At 63.8% G+C, this 21452-nt stretch carries 22 protein-coding genes, 1 tRNA gene and 1 pseudogene; 11 read left to right on the top strand and 13 right to left on the bottom strand.

Going from position 1 to position 21452, the window contains the following annotated elements:
- Nucleotides 1-837 carry a hemolysin family protein gene (locus tag GD606_RS08285; protein WP_163300429.1) on the bottom strand — a complete coding sequence of 279 codons (837 nt, stop codon included), beginning with the start codon at nt 835-837 and terminating at the stop codon, nt 1-3.
- 168 nt (nt 838-1005) lie between these two features.
- Nucleotides 1006-2079: a PilZ domain-containing protein gene (locus GD606_RS08280; RefSeq protein ID WP_163300430.1), complete on the bottom strand. Its 1074-nt coding sequence runs from the start codon at nt 2077-2079 to the stop codon at nt 1006-1008.
- Nucleotides 2080-2219: 140 nt separating this feature from the next.
- Here GD606_RS08280 and GD606_RS08275 point away from each other — a divergent pair, with 140 nt between their 5' ends.
- Complete coding sequence (locus GD606_RS08275; protein ID WP_163300431.1) at nt 2220-2720, top strand: hypothetical protein; 501 nt, start codon at nt 2220-2222, stop codon at nt 2718-2720.
- Between the two features lie 263 nt (nt 2721-2983).
- Here the strand turns inward: GD606_RS08275 and GD606_RS08270 are convergent, their stop codons facing one another.
- Together GD606_RS08270 and GD606_RS08265 are read right to left on the bottom strand one after the other, a co-directional pair.
- Nucleotides 2984-3454, bottom strand: coding sequence for a tRNA (cytidine(34)-2'-O)-methyltransferase (locus tag GD606_RS08270; RefSeq protein WP_176629255.1), 471 nt, complete (start codon nt 3452-3454; stop codon nt 2984-2986).
- The gene (locus GD606_RS08265; RefSeq protein WP_163300432.1) at nt 3451-3834 is read right to left on the bottom strand and encodes a PaaI family thioesterase; all 384 of its coding nucleotides are present in this window, start codon (nt 3832-3834) and stop codon (nt 3451-3453) included. Before GD606_RS08265 ends, GD606_RS08270 begins: the two co-directional genes overlap by 4 nt.
- 228 nt (nt 3835-4062) lie before the next feature.
- On the opposite strand from GD606_RS08265, the gene GD606_RS08260 reads away from it, so the two are divergent.
- Nucleotides 4063-4401 (top strand): hypothetical protein, encoded by a 339-nt coding sequence (locus GD606_RS08260; RefSeq protein ID WP_163300433.1) that lies wholly within the window; start codon nt 4063-4065, stop codon nt 4399-4401.
- A gap of 71 nt (nt 4402-4472) precedes the next feature.
- Here the strand turns inward: GD606_RS08260 and GD606_RS08255 are convergent.
- Nucleotides 4473-4548: transfer RNA gene (locus tag GD606_RS08255), tRNA-Val, on the bottom strand.
- A 115-nt stretch (nt 4549-4663) separates the two neighbouring features.
- On the opposite strand from GD606_RS08255, the gene rfbB reads away from it, so the two are divergent.
- From rfbB to GD606_RS08235, 4 genes are all read left to right on the top strand, one after another.
- A complete protein-coding gene (rfbB, locus tag GD606_RS08250; protein WP_163300434.1) occupies nt 4664-5686 on the top strand; it encodes a dTDP-glucose 4,6-dehydratase in 1023 nt (340 codons plus the stop codon).
- Complete coding sequence (gene rfbD / locus GD606_RS08245; RefSeq protein WP_163300435.1) at nt 5683-6555, top strand: dTDP-4-dehydrorhamnose reductase; 873 nt, start codon at nt 5683-5685, stop codon at nt 6553-6555. Before rfbB ends, rfbD begins: the two co-directional genes overlap by 4 nt.
- A 179-nt stretch (nt 6556-6734) precedes the next feature.
- A complete protein-coding gene (cbiB, locus tag GD606_RS08240) occupies nt 6735-7655 on the top strand; it encodes an adenosylcobinamide-phosphate synthase CbiB (RefSeq protein ID WP_163300436.1) in 921 nt (306 codons plus the stop codon).
- Nucleotides 7656-7822: 167 nt separating this feature from the next.
- Nucleotides 7823-8029 carry a cold shock domain-containing protein gene (locus tag GD606_RS08235; RefSeq protein WP_163300437.1) on the top strand — a complete coding sequence of 69 codons (207 nt, stop codon included), beginning with the start codon at nt 7823-7825 and terminating at the stop codon, nt 8027-8029.
- 93 nt (nt 8030-8122) lie between these two features.
- On the opposite strand, the gene proC is transcribed toward GD606_RS08235, so the two are convergent.
- From proC to GD606_RS08215, 4 genes are all read right to left on the bottom strand, one after another.
- Nucleotides 8123-8923 carry a pyrroline-5-carboxylate reductase gene (gene proC, locus GD606_RS08230; protein WP_163300438.1) on the bottom strand — a complete coding sequence of 267 codons (801 nt, stop codon included), beginning with the start codon at nt 8921-8923 and terminating at the stop codon, nt 8123-8125.
- Complete coding sequence (gene ndk / locus GD606_RS08225) at nt 8923-9339, bottom strand: nucleoside-diphosphate kinase (protein WP_163300439.1); 417 nt, start codon at nt 9337-9339, stop codon at nt 8923-8925. The genes proC and ndk overlap by 1 nt, the downstream gene beginning before the upstream one ends.
- A gap of 62 nt (nt 9340-9401) precedes the next feature.
- Nucleotides 9402-10214: an ABC transporter ATP-binding protein gene (locus GD606_RS08220; protein ID WP_163300440.1), complete on the bottom strand. Its 813-nt coding sequence runs from the start codon at nt 10212-10214 to the stop codon at nt 9402-9404.
- Nucleotides 10208-11107 carry an ABC transporter permease gene (locus GD606_RS08215; protein ID WP_163300441.1) on the bottom strand — a complete coding sequence of 300 codons (900 nt, stop codon included), beginning with the start codon at nt 11105-11107 and terminating at the stop codon, nt 10208-10210. The genes GD606_RS08220 and GD606_RS08215 overlap by 7 nt, the downstream gene beginning before the upstream one ends.
- 287 nt (nt 11108-11394) lie before the next feature.
- On the opposite strand from GD606_RS08215, the gene GD606_RS08210 reads away from it, so the two are divergent.
- The 5 genes from GD606_RS08210 to epsC all read left to right on the top strand — a co-directional run bounded on the left by GD606_RS08210 (nt 11395) and on the right by epsC (nt 17330).
- Nucleotides 11395-13128, top strand: coding sequence for a patatin-like phospholipase domain-containing protein (locus GD606_RS08210; protein WP_163300442.1), 1734 nt, complete (start codon nt 11395-11397; stop codon nt 13126-13128).
- A gap of 228 nt (nt 13129-13356) precedes the next feature.
- Complete coding sequence (gene nifU / locus GD606_RS08205) at nt 13357-14205, top strand: Fe-S cluster assembly protein NifU (protein ID WP_163300443.1); 849 nt, start codon at nt 13357-13359, stop codon at nt 14203-14205.
- The gene (gene nifS, locus GD606_RS08200) at nt 14205-15389 is read left to right on the top strand and encodes a cysteine desulfurase NifS (protein WP_163300444.1); all 1185 of its coding nucleotides are present in this window, start codon (nt 14205-14207) and stop codon (nt 15387-15389) included. Before nifU ends, nifS begins: the two co-directional genes overlap by 1 nt.
- Before the next feature lie 15 nt (nt 15390-15404).
- The gene (gene cysK / locus GD606_RS08195; protein ID WP_163300445.1) at nt 15405-16334 is read left to right on the top strand and encodes a cysteine synthase A; all 930 of its coding nucleotides are present in this window, start codon (nt 15405-15407) and stop codon (nt 16332-16334) included.
- A gap of 57 nt (nt 16335-16391) precedes the next feature.
- On the top strand, nt 16392-17330 hold the full coding sequence (gene epsC / locus GD606_RS08190; protein ID WP_246299071.1) for a serine O-acetyltransferase EpsC: 939 nt from the start codon (nt 16392-16394) through the stop codon (nt 17328-17330).
- 55 nt (nt 17331-17385) lie between these two features.
- Here epsC and GD606_RS08185 read toward each other — a convergent pair whose 3' ends face one another.
- The 4 genes and pseudogenes from GD606_RS08185 to GD606_RS08170 all read right to left on the bottom strand — a co-directional run bounded on the left by GD606_RS08185 (nt 17386) and on the right by GD606_RS08170 (nt 21450).
- Nucleotides 17386-18168, bottom strand: coding sequence for a hypothetical protein (locus GD606_RS08185; RefSeq protein WP_163300447.1), 783 nt, complete (start codon nt 18166-18168; stop codon nt 17386-17388).
- 300 nt (nt 18169-18468) lie between these two features.
- The gene (locus tag GD606_RS08180; protein WP_163300448.1) at nt 18469-19332 is read right to left on the bottom strand and encodes a FecR family protein; all 864 of its coding nucleotides are present in this window, start codon (nt 19330-19332) and stop codon (nt 18469-18471) included.
- 179 nt (nt 19333-19511) lie between these two features.
- Complete coding sequence (locus GD606_RS08175; RefSeq protein WP_163300449.1) at nt 19512-20432, bottom strand: FecR family protein; 921 nt, start codon at nt 20430-20432, stop codon at nt 19512-19514.
- Nucleotides 20433-20614: 182 nt separating this feature from the next.
- Nucleotides 20615-21450: pseudogene (locus GD606_RS08170) on the bottom strand (TatD family hydrolase).
- Between the last annotated feature and the right edge of the window lie 2 nt (nt 21451-21452).

The following is a 21452-nucleotide window of genomic DNA, read 5'->3' as shown; positions in this document are numbered from 1 at the left end:
TTAAAGGGGCAATTTCTCGGCCAAAATCCAGCGAACCTGGCGTTTGTCGCTTTCCCTGACCGTAAACCGCCATCCCTCCAGGGTGAAGGTGTCGCCCTTGCGCGGAACCCGGCCGGCCAGTTCGCTCAAGTAGCCGCCGATGGTTTCCACCTGTTCGGATTCGATGCGGATGCCCAGCCGCTCGTTGAGATCTTCAAGGGGCGCGCGGCCGGAGACCAGCAGGGTGTGTTCGTCGATGATCTGCAATTCTTCTGGCTTGTTCGGCTCGTGCTCGTCTTCGATCTCGCCCACGATCTCTTCTAAAACGTCTTCCAGGGTCAGAAGCCCCGATGTGCCGCCGTATTCGTCCAGGGCGATGGCGATGTGTTTTTTGCGGCCGCGAAATTCGAGCAGCATGCGCCGCAGGTTGAGCGTCTCGGAGATGAAAAGGGGGTCGCGAAGGATGGATTCCAGATTCGGATGCGGCGGGCTGGCGTCGGTTCCCTCGGGGGCGAGCAGGGCCTTCAGCAGATCCTTGGCATAGACCACGCCCACGATGTGGTCCCGGTTTTCCTTGTAAATGGGGATGCGCGAGTGGCCGTGGGTGACGATCAGGCGGCAGACCTCGTCGAACCCATCCGTGAGGTCGGCGCAGATGATGTCCGGCCGGGGGATCATGATATCGGCCACGTGCTTTTTCTCAAGGCGAAGCACGTTCAAAAGCATGGAGGCGTCTTCCGGAAGGATGCGCCCTTCCGTGCGCGCCTCCTGGATCAGGGCCTCAAGGGATGCGTCGTCACGCTGGCGGAAAAATTTGGTGATGGAGTTCCAGAAGGTACTTTCCGAATCGTCTTCCAAAACGGGTTCCTCCCGTAGACGTTTTCGACCATGACGCATTGCCGTCCTGTCCGGCATAGGGGACGCATGTGCCGGAATGACGCGCGTTTCGTCATCGTTTTGTGGCGATTAGCATGAACCATCCGGGGCGTCCATGGGGGCCAAACCGGAAAAATCCCGTCCCAGGGGCTATTTTCCGCGAGCCCGGTACATGTCCAGGTGTTTGGCGTAGGCCCAGTCGTCCACGGCGGGCACGCCGCCTCCCTGAAGGGCCTTCCAACCCAGGCGGGCGGGATTGTCAGCGGCGGGTTCGCCGAAGCCCACGAAGCGCAGGCCGAAGGCCCGGCTCCCGTCGGGGGCGTCGGCGGCGTAGGCGTTCATGACCTGGCAGGCCAGCCGGAACAGGATGCTTTCGCCCGCGGCCTGGCGGTCGGCCAGGCGCAAAAACAGGTAGACCCGCCGTCCGGGAGTCAAAAGCGTCAGCCCGGTGCGCAACGCATCGCCGCGCAGGGACAGGCGCAGGCCGCCGCCGGAGACGTTGTCCAGGGCGATGTCCGGGGCCGTGGTTTCGGTCAGGGTCAGGTCCGGGTGTCCCCAGGTCTCGGGATCGTCTGGGCGGTGCGGTTCGTCGCGCACGTGGGTCTCGGGCCAGATGTCGAGCTCCCGGACATCGGCCCGGCCGGGCTCCACGCGTAAAAAGGCCCGCTTTTGCTCCATTTCCAGACGGCTGGGCAGGGATATGGTGACCTGGGCGAACTGGCCGGGAACCACCCTGGCGTCCGTGATTCCGGCCACGAAGGTGTAAAAGTTCCATTGTTCCGCAGCCGGGTCCAGGCGCAGGCGGAAGTCGCATTCCACACGTTTGCCGATCCAACCCCGGTTGGCCTGCACCGTGGCCGACAACTCCAGAGTCAGGCTGTCGGAGTAGACCTCGGACAGGGCCGCGTCGGTGAAGACGCCCGTGGCATCCTCGCGGGAAAAGGTCAGCCGGATCTTGCTTCTGCGGCGCAGGGCGTTGAGAAATATCTCCCGGATTTTGGCGGTGTCGGTGATCCAGGTCAGCGGGGTCAGTCGGACCTCGCCCGCGCCACGGGATTTGACCAGAAAGGCGGTGGCCACAAGCACCACAAAGACGCCGAAAAAAACAGCGGTGATGATGGCCGCCTCAGGGGAGAACTCGCTGACGGCGGTGGAATCGCGCATGCGATCCACCCAGCCAGGGTCGAAGAGGGCGGAGGGGACGTGCCACGGCGCATCGTACATGTTGTATCCTCTAAAGAATCCTTGACACATGCTCAAGACAATTCCCGCCATCGCCTGCGGCCCTTTTTTTGCTTTCGAGCCCATGGGGGAAATTTTTGCCCACCCCGGCGTAACCCTGCAACCCAAAGGAGGACATGGGCATGTCCATGGAGAGCGTCAGTTCTTCCTCGTCTTTGTCGTATCTCTATGAAATTTTGGGGATTGACAAGACTTCGACCTCGTCCGTCACGTCAACGGCCGAGACCGGCACGGAGTCGAGCGACACCTCGAAGATTTCAAAGAGCGGGTCATTTTTGCAGCAGCTTGCGAGTCTGCAGCAAAGCGACAACGACACCTTCAAGACCGTGGCCCAGAACATTGCCGACGATCTGACCGCCGAGGCCGAGGCGGAGACCGATCCGCAACGGCAGCAGATGCTGACCGAACTGGCCGCCAAGTTCACCGAGGCCGCCGCCTCGGGCGAGATGCCGGATCTGCGGCCGCCTGATTCCGCCGGAAACGCCATGTACGGGCCGCCTCCGGGCGACGATTCGGGCGGGCTTTTGGGCGAACTCGAATCGCTTTTTGCGCAGAACCTGTCCGGCGTGACCGCGTCGTCCTCATCCGGGTCATCGTCGTCCTCGACCTCGACCTACGTCTAAGCTTCCCTGCCGGCCAGGCCGGTGACGCCTTCACGGGGGTTGGCACGGAAGCGAACCCCACCCCCCCCGCTGCATATTTTCCCCAATGATCCCAGGGTGTCCTGGACTGGAGCCGCAAGGAACACGGTTCCGGGCGTGGCCTGAGGGCGGCTTGCGTGGCGGTCTCCCCCTGTGGGGCATGCAACCTTCCAGCAGGCAGGAGGCCGACGGTCTCCTGAAGATGTGGCGCACGGCGCTGCGTCATCCCGAGGCGTACGGCGGGGCTAGTCCGGCAGGGCGCCAAGCTGGCGCAGGGCCTCGTAGAGCAGGATGGACGCGGCGTTGGCCAGGTTGTGGCTGCGCACGTTTTTGCTGACCGGGATGCGCACGGCGGCGTGCCCCGCCGTCAATAGCCACTCCGGCAGGCCCTTGCTCTCCGGCCCGAAGATGAGCAGATCGTCGGGGTGGAAGGCAAAGCGGTGGTAGGGGGTTCCCGCGTGCCCCCGGTTGCCCGAGGTGGTCAGGACCAGACGGCGGGAGGCGTGTCCGGCGTCCAGAAACGCCTGGAGATCCGGCCAGACCGAAAGCCTGACGTGGGGCCAGTAGTCCAGGCCCGCCCGTTTGAGATAGCGGTCGGCCAGGGAGAACCCCAGGGGCTCGATGAGGTGCAGCCGGGTGTCCGTACCCGCGCACAGCCGGGCCACATTGCCCGTATTTTGGGGAATCTCCGGATTGAAAAGGACGATCTCGATCACGCCTGTTTTCCCTTGCGGTAGACCGTGGCCGTAAACGTGGCCAGGAGCATGCCGTCCTCGTCGGTCACGTCCACGGCATAGGCGGCGATGGTCCGGCCCGCCGACAACTCCCGGGCCTCGGCGAAAAGCGGTCCCTTCCGGCCGGGTTTGACGAAGGTCATGCCCGCATTGATGGCCACGGCCGAGTGGTCTCCGGAATTGGCCGCAGCGGCCAGGGCCATGTCGGCCAGGGTGAAAAGCGCCCCGCCATGGACCATGCCCAGGCCGTTTCTGTGCCGGTCCTCCGGATCAAGGCGCATGCGGGCCCGGCCGGGTTCGATGAAAACCGCCTCGACGCCCACGAAGCGGCCAAAGGCGTCGCGATCCATAAATGCTTTCATACCAGGCCCCTCCAGAGCGGAAAATGTTTGGCAAAGATGGCAAAAAAGCCCGTGCAGCCCGATTTGTCAAGGCTGGCGTTGTGCGCTATAGCGCGATGCGGAACCCGACGGGGCAGGGGGGCGTCAACCGCCCCCTGCGCGACGTCCCGGGCATGGGCACAGGTAAAAAAACAAGCACGGACGCGGCGCTCCGTACGCCCGGAGAACAGGGCTTTTTCTGACGGGAAAATGCGAACATTCCTTTTTGTCTCCGCCGCGCTGGCGGTTTTCTTCCTGGTGGCGCCCTCCTCGGCCCGTTGCTACACGGCGCAGGAGAGCATTCTCCGCTACCACCAGTTCATCGAAACGTGCAAGGTACGGATTGCCGAAGACGAAAAGACGCTTCGGGAATACGAGGTCGAGATGCGTCGCACCGTGGAAAACGATCCGGTTTCGGTGCGTCGGCGGACCGAGCTGCGTATCATAAAAAAGCACTATAACGACGAGATTGAAGTCAACAAGGCCAAGATCGTGGACTATTACAGAAAGATTCAGGAGCTTAAGGCGCATGGAAAGGAAGGCCAATAATGCTCCTGGAGAGGATGCGGCCGCCACAAAAACGAAAGCCCCGCAGATGCGAGGCTTCGTGTTGCATTCGGTGGTGGGCGGTCGGGGATTTGAACCCCGGACTTCCACCGTGTGAAGATGGCACTCTAACCGCTGAGTTAACCGCCCACTTGGAAAGATAGAAGAAAATCCCGGCCGAGGCAAGGATTTTGTGACGCCCCGTGAGCGAGCGTGGCGCAAAGACCACCCAAACGACAAGAAAACGTAAAAAAAAGGCGGAGATATGCGCGTATTGGTCACCGGCGGATGCGGCTTTATCGGCTCCAATTTCATCATCCACATGCTGGCCACCCACCCGGACATGGTCATCGTCAACCTGGACAAGCTGACCTACGCCGGGAACCCGGCCAACATGGCCGGGGTGGAAAAGGCCTACGGCGGCACGAGATATGTCTTCGTCCGGGGGGACATCGGCAACGCCGAACTGGCCGCCCATCTGCTGACCACCCACAAGATCGACGCCGTGGTCAACTTCGCGGCCGAGACCCATGTGGACCGCTCCATCCACGACGCCTCGCCGTTTATCCAGACCAACATCGTGGGAACCCAGATCCTTTTGGAGACGGCCCGGGCCGTGGGCGTGCCGCGCTTCGTGCATGTCTCCACCGACGAGGTCTACGGCACGCTCGGCCCGGACGGAAAATTCAGCGAGCAAACGCCCCTGGCCCCCAACAGCCCCTATTCCGCCTCCAAGGCCGCCGCGGACATGCTGGTCCGGGCCTGCCACGAAACCTACGGCTACGACACGGTCATCACCCGTTGCTCCAACAACTACGGTCCCTACCAGTTCCCGGAAAAGCTCATCCCGCTGATGATCTCCCGGGCCAAAAACGACGAGCCCCTGCCGGTCTACGGCGACGGCCAAAACGTGCGAGATTGGATCTACGTCCTGGACCACTGCCGGGGGGTGGAACTGGCCCTGCTCAAGGGCCGTCCCGGCGGGGTCTACAACTTCGGAGGAAACGCGGAAAAGCCCAACCTCGAGGTGGTAAGGACCATTCTGTCCGCCCTGGGCAAGCCCGAAAGCCTCATAAGGTACGTCACCGACCGTCCCGGCCACGACCGCCGCTACGCCATGGACTTCACCCTGGCCGGGAGCGAACTCGGCTTTGCCCCGGCCTATGATTTCACGCGCGGCATGGCTGAAACCCTGGCCTGGTACGAGGCCAACGCGGCCTGGATGGAGGACGTCAAAAGCGGCGCCTATACCCGGTTCATGACCGCCTGGTACGGGGAGCGCATATGAGCGGACCAAAAAAAATCATCGTGCTCGGCGGCGTCACCGGCCTTTTGGGGGTTCCCCTGACCCAGGCCCTGCGCCATGCCGGGCATGCGGTGCTGCCCACCACCCGGGCCACCCTCGACCCCTTCGACCGCGAGGCCGTGCGCGCCGCCGTGGCCGATTTTGCGGCCGACTGGATCGTCAACACCGTGGCCTATACCGCCGTGGACAAGGCCGAGGACGAACCCGACGAGGCGGCGCGGCTCAACCGCGTGCTGCCGGGAAATCTGGCCCGGGTCTGTCTGGAGACGGGCGCGGGGCTTGTGCACTATTCAACGGATTTCGTCTTTGACGGCAAAAAGACCTCGCCCTATCTGGAAACCGATCCCGTGTCCCCGCAAAGCGTCTACGGCAAGACCAAGCTGGCCGGGGAGCGGGCCATTTTGGAAACGGGCCTGGAACGATATCTCATCCTGCGCACGGCCTGGCTCTTCGGGCCCGGCAAGACCAACTTCGTGGAAAAAATCCTGGGACTGGCCAAGACCCGCGACGTGCTCAAGGTGGTCCACGACCAGATCGGCTCCCCCACCTCCACCCTGGATCTGGCGGCCAACACCACGGCCCTGCTCGACGCCGGGGGAACGGGCCTTTTCCATCTGGTCAACTCCGGCCGGGCCAGTTGGTGCGAACTGGCCTCCGAGGCGGTGTCCACGGCCGGGATCAACTGTGAGGTGCTGCCCATCACCTCGGCCGACTATCCCCAAAAGGCCAAACGCCCGGCCTATTCCGTGCTGGACATCGGGAAGTTCGCCCAGGTCGTCGGCTATTCCCCCCGGCCCTGGGTCCAGGCCTTGCGGGAATACGTCTACGGGCTGCCGATCGAAGGCGAATAGGCCAAAAGCCCTGCCTCGATTATGGAGACGGCCCCCTGGTTCGGCCCGGGCCCCGGCGATGGCGCCGCGGGCCGCCCGGTTTCCGCCTTGGGCCTGGTTGTGAAGTTGGGGCCGCCCCGGCATGTTTTTCGTCGCATCGCCTGCCATCCCAAGCCTGTCCTGGTCATGAGGGAGTGGATATGACCCCGGCGCTTTTCGTCGTCGCCGCGATTCTGGACCGCATTCTCGGCGATCCGCCCGGCTGGCCGCATCCCGTGCGGCTGATCGGGGCCGCACTGGCGCGCCTGGAACGCGCCGCCCCGGTTTCGCCCTTCCCGCGTCGCCTGTACGGGGCGGCCGTGACCCTGGTCCTGGCTGTCGCCTGCGCCCTGGTGGTGCATCTTCTCATCTCCCTGCCCGGGGTGGGCGGGCTTTTCGCCGTGTATTTCGCCTTTGCCGGGCTGGCCTTGGGAAGCCTTTTGCGCGAGGGCCGGGCCGTTTTGCACCTGCTTGAGGCGGGCGATCTGCCCGGGGCGCGCCGGGCCCTGGCCGGGCTGGTCAGCCGGGACACGGCCCGCATGGACTCCTGCGCCATGCGCCGGGCCCTGGCCGAGACCGTGAGCGAAAATTTCAACGACGGATTCGTGGCCCCCCTGTTCTTTTTGGTTCTGGGCGGCCCGGCCCTTCTGTGGGCCTACAAGGCCGTCAGCACCATGGACTCTATGTGGGGCTACCGCACGCCGCACTATCGGGAACTGGGGTGGTTTTGCGCCCGGGCCGACGATGTGTTGGCCTTTGTCCCGGCCCGGGTGTCGGCCCTGGCCCTGGTGGCCGTCGGGTGGATGATGCATCGTCGGCCGGTCGGCGTCTGGGGCCGCATCCGCCGCGACGCCGGGACCATGTCCAGTCCCAACGCCGGTTGGCCCATGGCCGCCGCAGCCTGGGTGTGCGGCGCGGCAATGGGTGGCCCGGCGGTCTATTTCGGCCAGACCGTGGACAAGCCGCGTCTTGGTCCGGACGGACGGTGGGACGGGCCGCATCTGCGTCTTTTAGTGCGCGTGGTGTCCCGGGCCGGGACGGGACTTACCGTGGCCGGGATGCTTGTGTTAATTTTGATATAGATGTTTTGGGCCGGGTTTCCCTCCCCCCGGCAAGGGTCAACCCTTGCGTATCCCGTTCGGATCATTCGCAAACCAGAAAGGCTATCGTAAAAGAGAAAATCGTTGACCATATCCGCGTGGACGGGATATGGGGATATCATGTCTATTTTTTAAGGAGGGCCTTACTCATGAGTTTCGAGGGCAATGTGAAATGGTTCAGCGACAAGAAGGGCTACGGTTTCATCATGCGCGAGGGTGAGGATGACGTGTTCGTCCACTACTCGGCGATCCAGGGCGAGGGGTTCCGGACGCTGCGGGAGGGCGAGGTCGTCGCGTTCGAGATCGTGGAGGGCGAACGCGGCCCCAAAGCTTCCAACGTGGTCCGGGGCAACTAGTCCCGAACCAAGTCTCCGTTAAGGGAAATCCCCCGCTGGTGAGGGCCGGCGGGGGATTTTTCTTTTTCAGGGACGTGAAAAGCGATGCGGCGGCTACCGCCCAAGCTCGATGCTGCGGTCCCGGGCCATGGCCACGGCCTCGATGACGGCCGCGCGCACGGCGGAGCGGTCCAGGTGCAGCAGGGCCTCGATGGTGGTCCCGGCCGGGGAGGTGACCATCTCCCGCAGCAGGCTCACATGCTGGCCGCTTTCCAAAGCCATCTTCACCGATCCCCGCAGAAGCTCCAGGACCACGTCCGTGGACAGTCCCCGGGAAAGGCCCACATACACCCCGGACTCGATCAGCGCCTCCATGAAATACATCACGTAGGCCGGGCCGCTCCCCGACAGGGCGGTGAAGGCGTCGAAGTCCTTTTCGGGCAGGGGAAAGGTCTTGCCGATGGCCGAGAACAGTTCGAGCACGAGGTCTTTTTGGGCCTGGGCCAGCTTCGGATCGTCCAGGCACACGGCATAGGAACCGGCCCCGACCAGGGCCGGGGTGTTGGGCATGATGCGCACCACCGGGCAGCGTCCGCCGGACCAGGCCGCGAGCTTCTCCATGGTGATGCCTGCGGCGATGGACACCAGGCATTTTCCCTTGGCCAGGGCCGGACGCAGGGAGTCCAGCACCTCGCGCATGTGCTGGGGCTTGACGCACAGAACCACGTAGTCCGCGCCCGTGGCCACGTCCAGAGGGCTTTTGGCCACGGCCATGCCCGTCTCCGCCGCCAGTTCGGCAAGCTTTGCGGCGTTGAGGTCGAAGCCGAGCAGATCCGCCTTTCCCAGGGGGGAAAGCCCCCGGATGATGGCCGCGCCCATGTTGCCCGTGCCGATGAAGCCGACGACGGGGGCCATCAGCCCACGATCTCCAGGTTGGAGAAGAAATAGGCGGTCTCGAAGGCGGCGGTCTCCGGCGCGTCGGAGCCGTGCACGGAATTTTTCTCGATATCCAGGGCGTAGCGTTTGCGGATGGTGCCTTCCTCGGCGTTGGCCGGGTTGGTGGCGCCCATGAGCGTGCGGTAGCGGGCGATGGCGTTGTCGCCTTCCAGGATGGAGACCACCACCGGCCCGGAGCACATAAAAGCCGTCAGGTCCGCGAAAAAGGGCCGGGCCTTGTGGACGTGGTAGAAGCCCTCGGCCTGGGCCTTGGACATGTGGATCATCTTCATGGCCACCACCGTCAGGCCGCTGTCCTGGATCATGTTCAGGATGGCTCCGGCCAGGTTGCGGGACACGGCGTCGGGTTTGATGATCGAGAGGGTGCGTTCCATGCTGCATGACTCCTTGGGCTTATATGGTTCGTTGGCGATGGCCGGACGCCGGAAACGGCGCGTCAGGCCAGAAGCATCTTGTCGGACATCGCGTCAACCTCCGCCTCGCCGTCCCCGTCGCGAAGGGAATGGAAGCGCTGCAGCAGATTTTCGACGCTCAGGTTCCGTTTTTCCTCGCCGTGCACATCCAGGATGACCCTGCCCCGATGCATCATGATCAGCCGGTTGCCCAGGCGGATGGCCTGGTGCATGTTGTGGGTGACCATCAGCGTGGTCAGCCGCTTTTTGGCCACGATGCGTTCGGTCAGGTCCAGGATGTGGGCTGCGGTCTTGGGGTCGAGCGCGGCCGTGTGTTCGTCGAGAAGCAGCACCCGGGGCTCGGCCAGGGTGGCCATGAGCATGGTCAGGGCCTGGCGCTGGCCGCCGGACAACAGCCGGACCCTGGCGTCCAGGCGGTCTTCCAGGCCGAGCGACAGGCTGCCAAGCGCCAGCCGGAAGCGGTCCCGGTCCCGGGGATCGACCCCCCGGGAAAGCCCCCGGGATTTGCCGCGAAGGGCGGCCAGGGCCAGATTCTGCTTGATGGAGAGCGAGGCGCAGGTGCCCTGCAGGGGATCCTGGAAGACCCGGCCGAGAAAGGCGGCCCGGGCGTATTCGGGCAGGGCGGTGATGTCCCTGCCGTCCAGGATGATGCTCCCGGCGTCGGGAAAAAAGACCCCGGCCAGACAGTTGAGGAGGGTGGATTTGCCCGCGCCGTTGGACCCGATGAGCGTGATGAAGTCGCCCTTTTCGATGGTCAGGGATACCCCGGCCAGGGCCGTGACCGGGTCCGCCCCGCCCGGGTTGAAGGTCTTGGTGATGCCGGTAAGCGTCAGCATCGCCGCCCCGTGATTTTGGCGCGCATCTTGGGCGCGGTCAGGGCCAGGACCACCACCAGGGCGGTGATGAGGTTTAAGTCGCTCGGGGTCACGGAGAGCTGGCCGATGCGCAGGTCCAGAGCCAGGGCGATGGCCAGCCGGTAGGCCACGGACCCGGCCAGGGCGGCCACGATGGCCCGGCCCACGCCGCCCTTGCCGCCGCCCACCAGGGTCTCGCCGATGATCACCGAGGCCAGCCCGGCCACGATGGTTCCCACCCCCATGTTCACGTCCGCCGCGCCCTGGTTCTGGGCCACCAGCGCCCCGGAGACGGCGGTCAGGGCGTTGGCCAGCCCCACGCCGGCGATGATGGTGGTGTGGGTGTTGACCCCAAGGGCCGTGATCATGCGCGGATTGTCGCCCGTGGCCAGGGTGGCCTGGCCGAAGCGGGTGGCCAGGTACCAGGTCAGCGCCGCGCCGACGGCCACGGCCAGCGCGCCGTACAAAAGCGGCCCGGCGGCGTGGGCGGGCAGGCCAAGGCCCGTGACCGCGTCGAGCACCGTGGGCTTGCCCAGAAGCGTCAGGTTGGGGCGGCCCATGATCCGGATGATGACCGAATACAGGGCGATCATGGTCAGGATGCTGGAGAGAAGGTGCAGGATGCCGAGCTTGGTGTTCAATATGCCGGTGATGGCCCCGGCCGCGAAACCGGCGGCGAAGGCCAAAACGAGCGTCAGATAGGGATCGACCCCGGCGGACACGGCCACGGCGGATACGGCGGCCCCGAGCGGCAGGCTGCCGTCCACGGTCAGGTCGGGAAAATCCAGAACCCGGAAGGTCAGGTACACGCCAAGGACCATCAGTCCATAGACGAATCCCTGCTCCACGGCTCCTATGAGGGCGTAATAGGTCATATCGGTCGATCCGCCGCGCCGGCGGGGTGTGATGCGTACCGGCGTCGGGGCGGCCTTACCGCGAATCGCGGGAATCGGCAAGCGGGGTTGGCCGGACGGGCCATGTCTCGTGTCCCGTCCCTCCTGAGCGTTCACAAAAGACATGGATAGCAAAGGCCGGGTCATTTCGCCTTGCAAATTATACTTTATCTGATACTAATAGATAAAGGGATGTATGTCGCCACTTCTGGAAACGCGGGAGGCGTCGGCGATGCGGCTCAGGAAAACAGCAAAGACGGGGGAAAGCCATGAACGGAGCAGACACGGACGGGGTTTTCGAGATCGGCTTGGCTATGGCCGGGGCAATATCTGGAGGTGCATATGCGGCCGGAGTCGTCGATTTTTTGATTCAGGCCCTCGACGAATGGGAGAAGGCCAAAACGACACATCCCAATGACGACACGATCCCGAGGCACACGACCAGGATCCGGGTGCTGTCCGGGGCCTCGGCCGGGGGCATGACCGCCGCCGTCCTGGCCGCGTCGCTGCACGAAGGATTTTTGCCGGTGGCCGGATTGGCGGCCGGCCAGCCCGCGCCGACCAACAACACGCTCTACCAATGTTGGGTGAACCGCATCGACATCAGCCATTTTCTGGGCGTCCTGGATCTTGGGCCGGGGAAACAGGTCGTGTCGCTTCTGGACTCCACGGTCCTCGACGGCATCGCCGAGTACGCCTTCGGGCCCTACCACCGGCAGACCTCCGGAGTCGCGAGGGCGTATGTGGACGAGCACCTGGAGATCTTTCTGACCATCGCCAACCTGCGTGGCGTGCCCTATTCGGTGCAGTTCCGGGGATGGGACACGACGGGGCACGAGCAGGTGCAACACCAGGACCATGTCCGCTTCGTGCTGGGCCGCACGCCCCCGGACCAATCCCTGGGCGACGGCATCTTCCTCAACGCCGCCACGAGGAGCGGTCGCAACTGGGACGTCTTTCGCACGGCGGCCCTGGCCACCGGGGCCTTCCCCGTGGGGTTGGCGCCAAAGGTCATGACTCTGCCGATGGCCCCCTACGGCAAACGCACCTGGGACATCCCCCGCGAAGTAGAATGCCCGGAACCAGGCAAAAAAAAGGTGAAGTTCGACGTCGTCCCCATAACCCCCGACTGGGAGGGGGGCAGCGTGGAACCCGAAGCCGAGTGGGATTTCATGGCCGTGGACGGCGGGCTCATGAACAACGAACCTTTCGAACTGGCCCGCAAGGCGCTGGCCGGATCGGATTGCTCCAATCCCCGCCCCCTGGAACTGGCCCGCCGGGCGGTGCTCATGGTGGACCCCTTCCCCGAACCCGCATGGGACTGGAAGGCCACGGCCGACACCTACCGCGACGCCGACGTCGTGCAGGCGGCCAAGTGGATGTTCTCCGCCCTCAAGGCCCAGGCCCGGTTCAAGCCGGAGGAGGTGGCCCTGGCCCTGGAAGAGGACATCTACAGCCGGTTCATCCTGACCCCGAGCGCAGGGGATGCCGGGGGGAACTGGCCGGCCATGGCCGCCGCCAGCCTGGGCGGATTCGGCGGCTTTCTGTCTCGGAAGTTCCGCAACTTCGACTTCCAACTCGGCCGCCGCAACTGCCAGAAATTCCTGAAGGACCACTTTGTGCTGCCCCTGGACACGCCGCAAAACATCGCGGCTGTGCGAAACAACCTCCTGTTCGGCGGCTATCCGCGCCTGGCCGATTCGCCTTACAAAGACAGCAAGAAGGCGCCGGTATTGCCCATCATCCCCCTGTGCGGGGCAGCCATTCCGGAGGAGCCCTTGATCCCCAGGGAAACCATCACGATGACGGATGCGGACATCGCCGCCCTGGAAGCGCCCATCCAAAGACGGATCAAGGCCCTGGCCGCGACCTACGTGGCCGGGATGGACCAGGGGTTCACCCGCTGGTTCATCAAGCGGGTGGTGAACTGGAAGGCGGCTGGCGTGGCCCGGGAGTTGGTGGCGTACATTCGCAAGGATCTCAAGAACCACGCTCTGGTCTGACGGCGTATCGAAGACAGCGCGGCCCTGCCCGGACGGCGGCGGGGTCGCGCTCCACGGCGGTGCCGCGAGGTATTTTCATTGTAAAAAACTATGAAATAATTTCGCCGCCAGCCATTCCCCATCCCGGCAGGCTGTATTATTTTCTTCGAATGGAAAAAACCGCGCCCGCGCCGAGGTGTCCGAAAAGGGGCGCGCCCGGGGCCGGGTAAAGCGAACAAGGAGCGCCCTATGTGGGAATACACCGACACGGTCCGGGACCATTTTTTAAATCCCCGCAACGCCGGGACCATGGACGACGCCGACGCCGTGGGCGAGGTGGGCAGCCTGGCCTGCGGCGACGCCCTGAAGCTCTTCCTCAAGATCGACGACGCGGGCGTCATCACCGACGCGAAGTTCCAGACCTTCGGCTGCGCCAGCGCCATCGCCTCGAGTTCGGTCCTGACCGAGATGCTCAAGGGAAAGACCCTGGCCGAGGCCAAAAAGATCTCCAACAAGGACATCGCCAAGGCCCTGGGGGGGCTTCCCAAGGAGAAGATGCACTGTTCGGTCATGGGCCAGGAGGCCCTGGACGCGGCGCTCAAAAACTTCGCGGGCGAGGCCGCCGTGGCCCACGAGCCCGAAGGGGAGCTGGTGTGCAAGTGCTTCGGGGTGACCGACGTGCAGATCCGCCGGGCCATACGGGAAAACGGCCTGACCACCCTTGAGGAGGTCACGGACTTCACCAAGGCCGGAGGCGGCTGCGGCGACTGCCATGAGCGCATCGGCCAGATCCTGGCCGAAGAGCTCTCCGGCGCGGCGGCCGCGCCCAAGGCCCCCGGAGACGGCGCGCCAAAGCCCCTGACCAACCTGGAGCGCATGCGGCTGGTGACCAAGGTCATCGACGAGGAGATCCGCCCGGCGCTCAAAAACGACGGCGGCGATCTGGAGCTTGTGGACATCGACGGCCGCCAGGTCATCGTGTCCTTGCGCGGGGCCTGCGTGGGCTGCCCGGCCAGCAAGCTGACCCTGGCCGATTTCGTGGAGAAGCGGCTGCGGGAAACCGTGGACCCGGAGATCACCGTCAAGGAGGCCCGCTGATGCAGCCCATCTATCTGGACAACAACGCCACCACGAAGGTCGCCCCCGAGGTGCTGGAGGAGATGCTTCCGGTCCTTGGCGAGTTCTACGGCAACCCCTCCAGCATGCATTCCTTCGGCGGGTCCGTGGGCGCGCTGGTCAAAAAGGCCAGGGAGCGAACGGCGCAGGCCCTCGGGTGCCGTCCGGAGGAGATCATCTTCACCTCCTGCGGCAGCGAGGGCGACAACACGGCCATCCTCTCGGCCCTGCGGGCCAACCCCGAAAAGCGGCACATGGTCACCACCAGGGTGGAGCATCCGGCGGTCTTAAGCCTGGCCAAGCATCTGGAGACCCGGGGCATCGCCGTCACCTACCTGGGCGTGGACGCCTCGGGCCGCCTGGACCTGGACGAGTTGCGGGCGTCGCTGCGCAAGGACACGGCCGTGGTTTCGGTCATGTACGCCAACAACGAGACCGGGGTGGTCTTTCCCATCCCCGAGATCGCGGCCATGGTCCGGGAACGCGGCATCGCCTTCCACACCGACGCGGTGCAGGCCGTGGGCAAGATCCCCATATCGCTTAAGGACATGCCCGTGGACTATCTGGTGCTCTCGGGCCACAAGCTGCACGCCCCCAAGGGCGTGGGCGCGCTGTACGTGCGCCGGGGCACGCCGTTTCGGCCGTTTCTCATCGGCGGGCACCAGGAGCGCGGCCGCCGGGCGGGCACCGAGAACACCCCGGGCATCGTGGCCCTGGGCAAGGCCATGGAGCTGGCCGTGGCCGGGATCGGGGACGAGAACACCCGCGTGAAAGCCCTGCGCGACCGCCTGGAGACCGGCCTTGTGGCCGCCATCCCGGACGCCATCGTGAACGGCGATCCGGCCAGCCGCCTGCCCAACACCACCAGCATCGCCTTCAAATATGTGGAGGGCGAGGCCATCCTGCTTCTTTTGGACACGTTCGGCATCTGCGCCAGCTCCGGCTCGGCCTGCACCTCGGGGAGCCTGGAGCCGTCGCATGTACTGCGGGCCATGGGCGTGCCGTTCACCTTCGCCCACGGCTCCATCCGCTTCAGCCTGTCGCGCTATACGACCGATGCCGAAATCGATACGGTGCTGCGGGAGATGCCCGGGGTCATCAAGCGGCTGCGCAAGATGTCCCCGTTTTCGGCCGCAACCGACGAAAAGCCGTCCTGTACCTGCTGAACCGGATAAAACGCCATGCACATCCACGACGACATGCTGTCTCTTATCGGCGCGACCCCCCTGGTGCGATTGAACCGCCTGGCCAGGGGCCTGCCCGCCACGGTGGCGGCCAAGATCGAGTCCCGCAGCCCCGGCGGCTCGGTCAAGGACCGCATCGCCCTGAACATGATCGAAACGGCCCTTCGCGACGGCCGCATCGGCCCGGACACGCTCATCGTCGAGCCCACCAGCGGCAACACCGGCATCGGCCTGGCCTTGGTCTGCGCCGTCAAGGGCCTGAGGCTCGTGTTGACCATGCCCGAGAGCATGAGCCTGGAGCGGCGGATGCTGCTTTCCGCCTACGGGGCCAAGGTGGTGCTCACCCCGGCCGCGCTTGGCATGCGCGGGGCCATCGACAAGGCGAACGAACTGGCGGCCGCCAGTCCCGGGGCCTTTGTGCCGGGGCAGTTCGACAACCCGGCCAATCCCGAGGCCCATGCCCTGACCACGGCCGAGGAGTTGTGGGCCGATACGGACGGGAAAATCGACGTCTTCGTGGCCGGGGTGGGCACGGGCGGCACGGTCACCGGCGTGGCCCGGGCCTTGCGCGCCAAAAAGCCCGGCATCCGGGTGGTGGCCGTGGAACCGGCGGCCTCGCCCGTGTTGTCCGGCGGCTGCCCCGGGCCGCATGCCATCCAGGGCATCGGGGCCGGATTTGTGCCCGGGAATTTCCGGCGCGACCTGGTGGACGCCGTGGTCACCGTGGAGAACGAGGACGCCATGGCCATGGCCCGGGCCCTGGTCCGGGACGAAGGGATTTTGTGCGGCATCTCGTCGGGGGCCAACGCGCACGCGGCCCTGGCCGAGGCCAGACGTCCGGAGAACGCCGGGAAGCTCGTTGTGTTCGTGGTCTGCGACACGGGCGAGCGGTATCTGAGCACGGCGCTTTTTCGGGGGGAGGACTAGGCCATGGCGGACCTGATCGCCCCGCTGGCGCGGCCGGAGGCGTCTGCGGTCGTGGAAATGACCGACCATCACGCCGGGGAGCCCGAGCCCTTAAGCCTGGAGGAGGTGGCCGAACGCCTGTGCGACCCGGCCTCGTATACGACCGTCTACCACCGGCCCCTGCACGACCAGCCCATGCCTGCGGTGAAGGTCTTGCGCGAGGTCATGGAGCGGTTGCGGGCCGTGCTTTTCCCGGGCTATTTCGGCAACTCCGACATCACCCCCGAGTCCATGCGCTTCCATGTGGGGGCCAATCTCGACGCCGTGTCCCGGCTTCTGGCCGACCAGATACGGCGCGGCTACTGTTTTTTTTGCGACCGGGAGCAGGTGGAGGGGTGCCAGGCGTGCGAGGACCGGGCCAAGAACCTGGCCGGACGGTTCCTGGCCGCGTTGCCGCGCATCCGGTCGTACCTGGCCGACGACGTGCAGGCCGCCTTCGAGGGCGACCCGGCGGCCAGAAGCCCGGGTGAGACGATATTTTGCTATCCGAGCATCACGGCCATGACCCACTACCGGGTGGCCCATGAACTGCACCACCTGGGGGTGGAGCTCATTCCGCGCATCATCACGGAAATGGCGCATTCGGCCACGGGCATCGACATCCACCCCGGGGCCGAGATCGGACGGCGGTTTTTCATCGACCACGGCACGGGTACGGTCATCGGCGAGACCTGCGTCATCGGCGACAACGTGCGCCTGTACCAGGGCGTGACGCTTGGGGCCAAGAGCTTCCCCAAGGACGCCTCGGGCAACATCATCAAGGGGATTGCGCGCCATCCGGTGGTGGAGGACGAGGTGACCATCTATTCCGGGGCTACCATCCTTGGCCGGGTGACCATCGGCCGGGGCGCGGTTGTCGGCGGCAACGTGTGGCTGACCCGCGACGTTCCGGCCGGGGCCAGGGTGCTCCAGGGCCGGGCCCGGGAAGGGGTGTTCGAATACGGGGCGGGGATATGATGGAAACAAGATGCGGAATGCCCTGTGTCGAGACTGATAAATATTGCGTTTGTCTTTAATATTGGGACAAATTTTTAACTAAATTGAATGTGAACCATCCGTCACCTGTGATAAAAAATTGTTGTTTTGCGTTTACACTGTCGCGTATAATACCTATTCCATTGCTGAACGGTGCGAATGATAGTATTTTTGTATACGGAAGGCGTAATCCTTTGCTAGAACCTGCGAAGTAAAAATTTTTGTCTGTGATAACGACACGTCCAGTGTCAATATGGGTACGTTCAGTATGCTCAATGGGATACCCCTTGAAAGTACTTGTCCTATAGTACACTCCTTTCATTATTCGAATGCTGACACCACCAGATCGGCCGACGTATTGACGACGCACTTTGTCTTCAATGTATTCTGAGTTATTGAAAACCCAAATGACCTTTTCGTGTTTTTGAAAATTGATTGGCAACTGTTCTTTAATAACAGTCAGTTCGTCAATTTTTCCATTGATTAACTCTCTTAGTAATATTGCCTTTTTTGTTTTTGTTAATGATCCATTTGTGTCTAGATCTGATGATGAAAGATTAAAAAATTCTTTGAATTCACTAAGGGATTGTTCTTCAGAAGAGTCAAGAAGACCATCGTCAAGGAATCTTTCAACAGCACTGTCCCATCCTTTTACAAGAAGGCGTTTGATGTCTGATGGATTTATGTATGAATTATGTATTATATCACTAATTAAATCAATGAGTTTATGCAAATTCTGTTTTTCAATGATGCTTTGGGATGACTCAAATATTATTTGAAGCTTGCCATTTGTGTGTTGCTCTTCGCATTCGCTGTGCATGTTACGAAATATTCCGGCGGGGTTACCGCAATACTTGCATATGCCCATCTACATTTCTCCAGTTATGGACGCCGATATTGAATATAATTAGCATGACATTTCGTGCAATTTTGACATGTCAACTAGTAGAGGAAACGCATCTTCGGTACGGTGTTCGAAATGTGGATAACCTTGCTGATATTTGTTGTTAAATTTTTTGTCAAGCCATGTAGGTGGATGACGTATAATTGTACATAAAACGGCCGCCCGGATCATTTCCGGACGGCCGTTCGCCATTTCTGGACGAAAGTCCGGCGCGAATCAGCCGCTGCACCCGCCGCCGCTGTCGCTGTCGCCGCCGTTGTTGTTTGAACCCGGGGTGTCGCCAAGGGTGTTCTTGAACGCCGCCGGAACCTTGGCCGAGGTCTTCACCGGCGCGGTCTTGAGCTGCTTGTCCAGTTCGTTCGAAATGGGGCCGGATTCGGACGCGCCGCGTTCCCGACTCACGGTCACCCCCTGTCCCACGGCCATGTCCACGGTCTTGCCCTTCTTGTCTGTAAAGGCCAGGGGCCGCTTGGCCGTGCCGTTTATGTGGCCATGGGCCTCGCTTGGCACGTCGGCCATTGCGGCCTGGCGCAGGGAAGCCATAAGCCCCGCCGCATTCGCCCCGGCCGAAAACACCTCGGCCAGTGCGGCGGAATAGGGCTTGCCGTTCACGGCCGCCGGGGCCTGCACCAGGGAACCCAGTTCCGTGCCCCGGATGCCGATGGCCCCAAGCGGCGTATCCACGGAAAAGGCGCGCGGATTGCGATCCGAAATGACCCCGGTCACGGCCCGGAACACCCCTGGGCCGTAGGTGAACTTCGCCGTGTTGCTGAACGTCTTGTCCTGGCCCCATTCGTTGACGAATTCATCCACGGAAAAAAGGCTCTCCGGCCCCATGGCCAGGATCGTGCCGTCGGAAAACATGATCTGCAACGAGGATTCGGCCTTGGTGGCTACGGTGTCGCCCACGAAGACCGGCCCCTTGGCCGCAAGCTCCCGGGACTGGCCGCCGCGCACGGCCAGGGCCTGGCCCTTGGCCTCCTGCACATAGCCCACGGGCTTGGCGTCGTCTGCGGCCAGGGCCTGGAAGGCCAGCAGACTGAACATGAGTACAGCAAAAAAAAGAAATTTCGTTTTCATGAGAAGTCCTCCGTCGTGCATAGGGGGCATGCAAAAGACCTGCAATGGCGATGCCTTCGTCATGCGGGCCGAAGCAACCGGCGCATGGTTTCCGTTTGGTACAATGTCCGGGCGGGAAGTCAACAGGGTTGTTTCCTGGAGACGAAGCCGGTCTCCTGGAGAAGGAAAGCGGTGCGCCGTTACCGGGCGCCCCCGGTGCCTCCTCCTCCGGTGTTGCTGTTGCCGCCGGTATGGCCGCTGGAGCCCGACCTTCCGGTGGTGGTGCTGTCGGTGTTGCTGTTGCTGGAGCCCGGGGTGTCGCCCAAAGTGTTCTTGAAGGCCGCCGGGATCTTGGCCGAAGTCCGAATCGGCGCGGTCTTGATGGTCGTGCTCAGGACGCCGGAAATGGGGCCGGCGTCGGAAGTCCCGCGTTCCCGGCTGACGGTCACGCCCTGGCCCACGGCCATGTCCACGCTCTTGCCCATCTTGTCCGTGAAGGCCAGGGGCCGCTTGGCTGCGCCGCGTATGTGGCCGTGAATCTCGCCGGGCACGGCTGCCGTGGCGGCCTGGCGCAGGGTGGCCAGGATGTTGGCCGCGTTGGCCCCGGGGGCGAAGGCCTCGGCCAGGGCGGCGGGATAGGGCTTGCCGCCGACCAGGGCCGGGGCCTGGACCACGGAACCCAGTTCCGTGCCCCGGATGCCGATGGCCCCAAGCGGTGTCTCCACGGAAAAGGCGTGCGGATTGCGGTCCGAGATGGCCCCGGTCACGGCCCGGAACACGCCGGGGCCGTAGGAGAACTGCATCTTGTTGCTTAAGGTCTTGTCCTGGCCCCATTCGTTGACGAATTCGTCTACGGAAAAAAGGCTCTCCGGGCCCATGGCCAGAATCGTGCCGTCGGAAAACATGATCTGCAGCGAGGATTCGGCCTTGGTGGCCAGGCTGTCGCCGGAAAAGACCGGCCCCTTGGCCGCAAGCTCCCGGGACTGGCCGCCGCGCACGGCCAGGGCCTGGCCCCTGGCCTCCTGGACGTACCCGGCGGGCTTGGCGTCGTCTGCGGCCAGGGCCGGGGAGGCGAGCAGGCACAACAGGACAAACGTCCGCACAAGAAGTCCTGGTTTCATCCGAAACACCCTCCATGGTCTGCTGAAAATGTGCAAAACCTGTTTGAGGACAGGCGGAAAGACCATCGAACAACCGAACGGCAGGTATGTCTCTTCCGTGGTACAGTGTCCGGCGCGGAAGTCAACAGGGTGACGTGGGAAAGATGCAAGGGAAGAGACGCGAATCCGGGCGAGACTGCGCGTCACAGAACCTCAAGCTCGAAAAACGAGACGGCGTTGTCCGCCGTGGCCCGCCACACCTCGTGCGGGGAAAGCCCCTTGATGTCCGCCACGCGGACGGCGGTAAAACCCAGCAGGGCCGGTTCGTTGCGTTTGCCCCGCCAGGGCTCGGCGGTCAGAAACGGGGCGTCGGTCTCAAGCAGAAGCCGCGACAGGGGGATTTCGGCCACGGCGGCGGCCAGGGCCGTGTTTTTGGCATAGGTCACCGGGCCCGGCACGGAGATGAAAAAGCCCATGGCCAGGATGCGACGGGCCAGCTCCGCATCGCCTCCGAAGCAGTGCCACACCAGGGGCCTGCCGGAAAATCCCATGTCTGCAAGGATCGCCAGGGTCTCCTCCTCGGCCGAGCGGCTGTGGATGACCACGGGTAGGTCCAGCCCCCGGGCCATCTCCAACTGTTCCCGCAAGGCCCGTTTCTGGTCCTCGGGGGGGCGTCGTCCCAGTAGAAGTCCAAGCCGATCTCGCCCACGGCCCGTAGCCTCGGATTGGCCCGGAAGGCCGCCTCCATGGCTGCGGTCAGCGGTTCGGCGTAGCCGGAGCATTCCGTGGGATGCATGCCCAGGATGAAAAAGACCTGGGGCGCATCGTCGAAAAGCGCGGCGTTTCGGGCATAGGCGTCCGGTCCCAGGAACACGTTGCCGATGCGGGCCACCCCGGCGGCCCTGGCCCGGGCCAGGATGTCCGGTATTTCGGCGGGCTCGAAGCCGCGCATGTCCAGGTGGGCGTGGGTGTCGACGCCCACGGGGGCAAGGCCCAGGGTCTCGGGGGACGGGCGGTCGCGATGTTTTTTCTTGGACACGG

The organism is Desulfolutivibrio sulfodismutans DSM 3696, assembly GCF_013376455.1.
GTDB lineage: Bacteria > Desulfobacterota > Desulfovibrionia > Desulfovibrionales > Desulfovibrionaceae > Desulfolutivibrio > Desulfolutivibrio sulfodismutans.
The sequence above is the reverse complement of the archived record's forward strand: the minus strand, read 5'-3'. Positions and strand labels throughout refer to the sequence as shown.